The 4,274-nt window shown below is 42.2% G+C and carries 7 protein-coding genes and 1 pseudogene; all 8 read right to left on the reverse strand.

The window, feature by feature from the left end; genetic code table 11:
- A partial coding sequence (locus tag ACOVQ4_RS13030) for a hypothetical protein (RefSeq protein WP_421821072.1) occupies positions 1-185 on the reverse strand: 185 nt, incomplete at its 3' end.
- Positions 182-589 (reverse strand): hypothetical protein, encoded by a 408-nt coding sequence (locus ACOVQ4_RS13035; protein ID WP_421821073.1) that lies wholly within the window; start codon positions 587-589, stop codon positions 182-184. The genes ACOVQ4_RS13035 and ACOVQ4_RS13030, both read right to left, overlap by 4 nt.
- Entirely contained in the window at positions 583-783 is a 201-nt protein-coding gene (locus ACOVQ4_RS13040) for a hypothetical protein (RefSeq protein WP_421821074.1), read from the reverse strand. The genes ACOVQ4_RS13035 and ACOVQ4_RS13040 overlap by 7 nt, the downstream gene beginning before the upstream one ends.
- A gap of 4 nt (positions 784-787) precedes the next feature.
- Positions 788-1,315, reverse strand: a complete 528-nt coding sequence (locus ACOVQ4_RS13045; RefSeq protein ID WP_421821075.1) for a hypothetical protein — start codon at positions 1,313-1,315, stop codon at positions 788-790.
- A 3-nt stretch (positions 1,316-1,318) separates the two neighbouring features.
- Positions 1,319-1,909, reverse strand: a complete 591-nt coding sequence (locus tag ACOVQ4_RS13050) for a hypothetical protein (RefSeq protein WP_421821076.1) — start codon at positions 1,907-1,909, stop codon at positions 1,319-1,321.
- Positions 1,846-2,661: a hypothetical protein gene (locus ACOVQ4_RS13055; protein WP_283374832.1), complete on the reverse strand. Its 816-nt coding sequence runs from the start codon at positions 2,659-2,661 to the stop codon at positions 1,846-1,848. Before ACOVQ4_RS13055 ends, ACOVQ4_RS13050 begins: the two co-directional genes overlap by 64 nt.
- Before the next feature lie 11 nt (positions 2,662-2,672).
- Positions 2,673-3,653 (reverse strand): DUF6712 family protein, encoded by a 981-nt coding sequence (locus tag ACOVQ4_RS13060; RefSeq protein WP_421821077.1) that lies wholly within the window; start codon positions 3,651-3,653, stop codon positions 2,673-2,675.
- Positions 3,637-4,274 (reverse strand): annotated as a pseudogene (locus ACOVQ4_RS13065) (hypothetical protein); the annotation flags it as partial. The gene ACOVQ4_RS13060 and the pseudogene ACOVQ4_RS13065, both read right to left, overlap by 17 nt.

Raw genomic sequence — 4,274 nt, forward strand, 5'->3', positions numbered from 1 at the left:
TTGGGTATTCGACTAAGCACCAATGTGATATCTTTCCGGATATCGTTGTAAGTTTCTAACGATATCTCTGGATTATTCAAATAATGCTTTGCCGTAAGTGCCAGCTCCTTTTGAAAAAAGCTACACTCTTCGAAATTTTCGGGAATCTTACCCGACCAAATATCACCTACACGAATTTTTTTCACAGCAGTCCAATATATTTTGCTAACAACAGTGCTCGATAACCCCAACGCTCAATGGTCGATAGCGTTTTGGCGGTTTTCAATTGTTTATTCTCCGTTTTTAAGTTGGTATTTTCCTGCCTCAGCAAAGCATTTTCATTGCTGAGGCTAGTAATAAGAGTATCCTTGATCTTGTTTTGATAGTCGAATGCAAGGGCATCTTCTCTATACTTCAAAGCTTTTTTTGCACCATCAACCGTAAAAACAATATACCCCTTTGGTACCAACTTTTTGACTTGCTCCAGCTCATCGGTTGAAGAGAGAGTCGATTGACCTTTGCACGTCATTACTGTGCATAGAATCGATACGAGCATGAGAAGCCAACCTAGCTTTCTCGCTCTTTTGGATGTATTGAGTTGACCTAACATTGCCCTGGTGGTTTGAACTTTGATTGTTCGTACTTACGTTTTCTGTTTTGCAACGGAGCACTTGAGGGATTATCACCATCAGCAGGGCAATTGCTACCAAATACCACTTGTATTTCAGTACCCATTTTGTTAGCGAGCTCCATCCACCAGACAGCTTCGCTATCTGATTTTGTAGTAATTGTGATTTGAGCCATTCCATTACTTCCCAGCGTAAAAGATTCGACCGGGCTTGAGATGTATCCACTCAGCTCTATCGATATCCGAAGTTCGAAACCGACCGTAATCCTCGATAGTTACATTCCATTTTTGAGCAAAGTAAACACCGGCTATTACTTTGGGAGGCTTGTTCTCCAGCTTCACTATTTTCCCTCGAACTACTGGAGAGGTGCACGATAGCATTGAAAATGAAAAACTAAACAGTAATAAAATGATGAACAAATCATTCTTGAAAATAAATGGCTCATCTGGAGGTCTAATATCCTCCAAACTCTTCTCCTTGTAGTCTACAGTGAGCTGAGCAATGGTGGCCGCAATGAGTCCAGCGATAACAGTTGCCTTATCGGCAATCATGGTTAAGATTGTAGGCAATTGCATATCCTTTCCAATAGTCATAATTGCTCCAGCTAAAGCAGCTAGGATAATTCCAATGTTTCGGATGGTACCGAATACCTTTGGCGTTGGTGAAAGAAATCTGTCTACCAAGCCAATTTCATTTTGATTAAGCATAATTTATAAGGTTTGAAAGTTGAAACTCATTTTGATGGCCGCAGAGCTCTCATGAGCTTTGAGCCATGGAGTCACGTGGTTATAAATCCCTCTGACATCCCTCCAGCGCCTATGTATAGGATAGTAGGCACCTTCTTTTGGTCTGTAACCTTTGGTATTTCCCCCGATGGTAATGGGACCTAGAATATTACAATCAGTATAGCCCTCGACGTGCGACCATGTGAATACTACGACATCCATCATGTTTACCAGTTGTTTTATTCGCCGGACATCTACACCCATGGCGGGCCAGTAAACTAGGGTCTTTTTCTTTTTCCAACTGTAGGCGACACCCGTAACCAAGGGAGGGTAAACACCGTTTTTGTGATATCCGTACAAAATAAAATCGGAACACCATGCACGTCCTTTTGCACCTTTTTGGAGCTTGTTGAAACGATAGATTGCCCAATGGTCGTTCTTGCCAGTTTGCTCGACTGTGAAATTTGTGTAATACCTCAGCGTGTCAAAAATGGCATTCCGAAGCTCAAGCTCTATCGGATGGTACTGTTGTGCGTGTGACTCCAGATTGTTACAAGCAATACCAAGGCACACCATGCAAAAGACAACCATTGCTTTTGCTGTTCGGGTAATGTGGCATATCCACTCCATATTTTCTTACTGATTTTGGCAAAAGGTAAAATTTGAAATAGTTTATCCGGTGCTAGAATTAGCATTATCACAAAGGCTGTGAACAGGTCAATAAACAATACAAACTTGTCGTAGAAGACCTTTTGCAAATCTGTTTCGTCTAATGGTGGTGCAAGCATTTGGGTTGGTTGGTCGAGTGCTGCATACTTTGCATTGATAGCTTGAATAGCTACTTTCCAATCCATCACTTTGCTATAACAGAAGTAGGCAACAATGAAAAGCACTGCAATCTGGAAGGTCCAACCAAGGCCGTGACCAAAAAGCCAGGCAAAAAGAGTTGTAAGCTTTTCGCTGATTTTCTGTACAAAGCTCGGTTCGGGTTGCTCTTCACCTTCAATGTAGATTTGAGCTGCTTGATTGCGAGCTTCAGCCGCCCACTGTAGACGTGCATCGACATCCTGCTTTTCTAATCCTGATTCATTCGCAAGCGCTTCATAGCGCTCCGCTTCAGCTATCAAAGCAGCTTTTCTGATTCTCTTTTGCTCTTGCTCTTTTTGTTGAGCATCAGCTTTCTGCTTTCTAGTAGCTTCAAGCTGCTTTTGAGCATTAACGATAGCAGCTTGAAGCTCCTCTTCCTGCTTTTCGAAGTTGTTGTTTTTCAAAACGATTGGCGGTTTCACTACATCTTCCGCCACACTCGTTGCATTCGCCTTTGTCATCGTGATTTGAGTTATAACACTAGGGGCGCACCCGGCTCAACTGGCGGCAGGTCTCTAAGTCCTAATGTTGGCTTATAAAAAATTGAACTATAAAAACTTTGAAATTCGGTAGCTGAAGCATTCTTGTTAAGGAACTTCACTAGCATATTCGAGAACTTTTCTGCTTGTTCTAAGCAGGCTCTTTGCATACCCGTTTTGCGGTCTGCACTAAGGTCATCCTCATTCAATACACCATCCGTTTCGCTTACTACTCGCATATCCAAATTGATATTCAAAAATGGGATAGCCTCAGCAAACGCACGGTTTGCGATGGCATGACAAAGCAAGTCCATTGCCTCTTGCTCTTTCTCCGTCCAATTCGGACTTGCTTGTCTAGCCTTTGTCTTGAATGCCTCCAGTTGTTCTTTTCCAATTAGGGGCACGATATAATACTTTTGCTGTTTTGCTATATAATTAGCTAATCGTAAGTAGAAAATCTGAGAATTATCGACCACTGGCAAAAACTCCGTGAGCATGGTAGCAGTCGGGATAAGCAAGTTTGCCGATGCCTTGTACTCCTCAGATTGAAGGAAGGTTTGAAAGTCCGACTTATTCTTATGTAGGTATTTCAAAGCTGCTTCCAAAGCAGCATCCGCTTTCTCCCTTGAGTCTTTTATGTCAGCTACATACTGCCATTTGGTAATTGCCACCGAGTTACCAGTTTTGTTTTGCGTCAAACCGATATCACCTCTACTAAGCACCAGCTTGATGGTACTTAGCATATTAGCGTAATGACCAGAAGCTTGCTTGAGCAAATCAATAAGCCTAGCTTGCTTGGTTGTCGTATTGCTAAGAGTTGTAAGCTCATCGTAAAACTCCTCCGAAATAATCGGCATGATAAACCGAGTCTCCGCAGACTTCACAAAGGGCATAAAATTGGCATCACTCATATCCTTTTGAATGCCACCAATTACATTCTTCAGCTCTGAAATATTCTTAATTAGTGTTGCCATCTTTGTTTTGTTGCTTAGCTGGATTATTTGGATTTGCTGGCGAATTGGTAGGGGTTGAGTCCGTTACGTAAACTTCGATATCCTCAAACCAAAACTTAATTTTTGAGTCCCAACCGTTAAGGTCCTGAACTTCAATTAATGGGCGTAATAACAAAGCTCTATCGCTATAAGTCATGAATTTTTGTTGATACATGGCTGCCGCTTCGAGTTCCTTGCCTGAGCCTCCCAATTTCCCTCCAGTGTCGATACCCGCAAGAACTGGCATTACACCATGTCCACTAGCTTGAGCAATGTTGGCCGTGTTGAAAAGAGACACGTAAGCATCATCCGTCATGTCATTTTTCAGCGGAACAATCTCCACGCCTGGCAAAGCCTTCATCGATTGTATATCATACTTGTAGTATGTTACAACCGCTTTGTCTTTTTTGCCAGCCAAAGACTCTTTCATCTGATTGAGAACACGGCGCTTATGCTCATTTTTCTCCTCATTAGTTTCGAGTCCTTCACGGTCGAAATAATCGTCTGGGAACTTGATCAAGTATTTGATATTGTATCCAGAAGTCAAACCCTCAAGGTGATATTTCGGAATTTGGTTTGCTACTTCTGTCCATGCTTTCGTTC

This window comes from Flectobacillus sp., from assembly GCF_049240685.1.
GTDB lineage: Bacteria > Bacteroidota > Bacteroidia > Cytophagales > Spirosomataceae > Flectobacillus.

What these genes read in the sequence shown, in the direction of transcription:
- ACOVQ4_RS13040 (WP_421821074.1), bottom strand. Translation starts at nt 783, where the DNA reads ATGGCTCAAATCACAATTACTACAAAATCAGATAGCGAAGCTGTCTGG.
- ACOVQ4_RS13050 (WP_421821076.1), bottom strand. Translation starts at nt 1,909, where the DNA reads ATGGTGTGCCTTGGTATTGCTTGTAACAATCTGGAGTCACACGCACAA.
- ACOVQ4_RS13060 (WP_421821077.1), bottom strand. Translation starts at nt 3,653, where the DNA reads ATGGCAACACTAATTAAGAATATTTCAGAGCTGAAGAATGTAATTGGT.
- ACOVQ4_RS13055 (WP_283374832.1), bottom strand. Translation starts at nt 2,661, where the DNA reads ATGACAAAGGCGAATGCAACGAGTGTGGCGGAAGATGTAGTGAAACCG.
- ACOVQ4_RS13045 (WP_421821075.1), bottom strand. Translation starts at nt 1,315, where the DNA reads ATGCTTAATCAAAATGAAATTGGCTTGGTAGACAGATTTCTTTCACCA.
- ACOVQ4_RS13035 (WP_421821073.1), bottom strand. Translation starts at nt 589, where the DNA reads ATGTTAGGTCAACTCAATACATCCAAAAGAGCGAGAAAGCTAGGTTGG.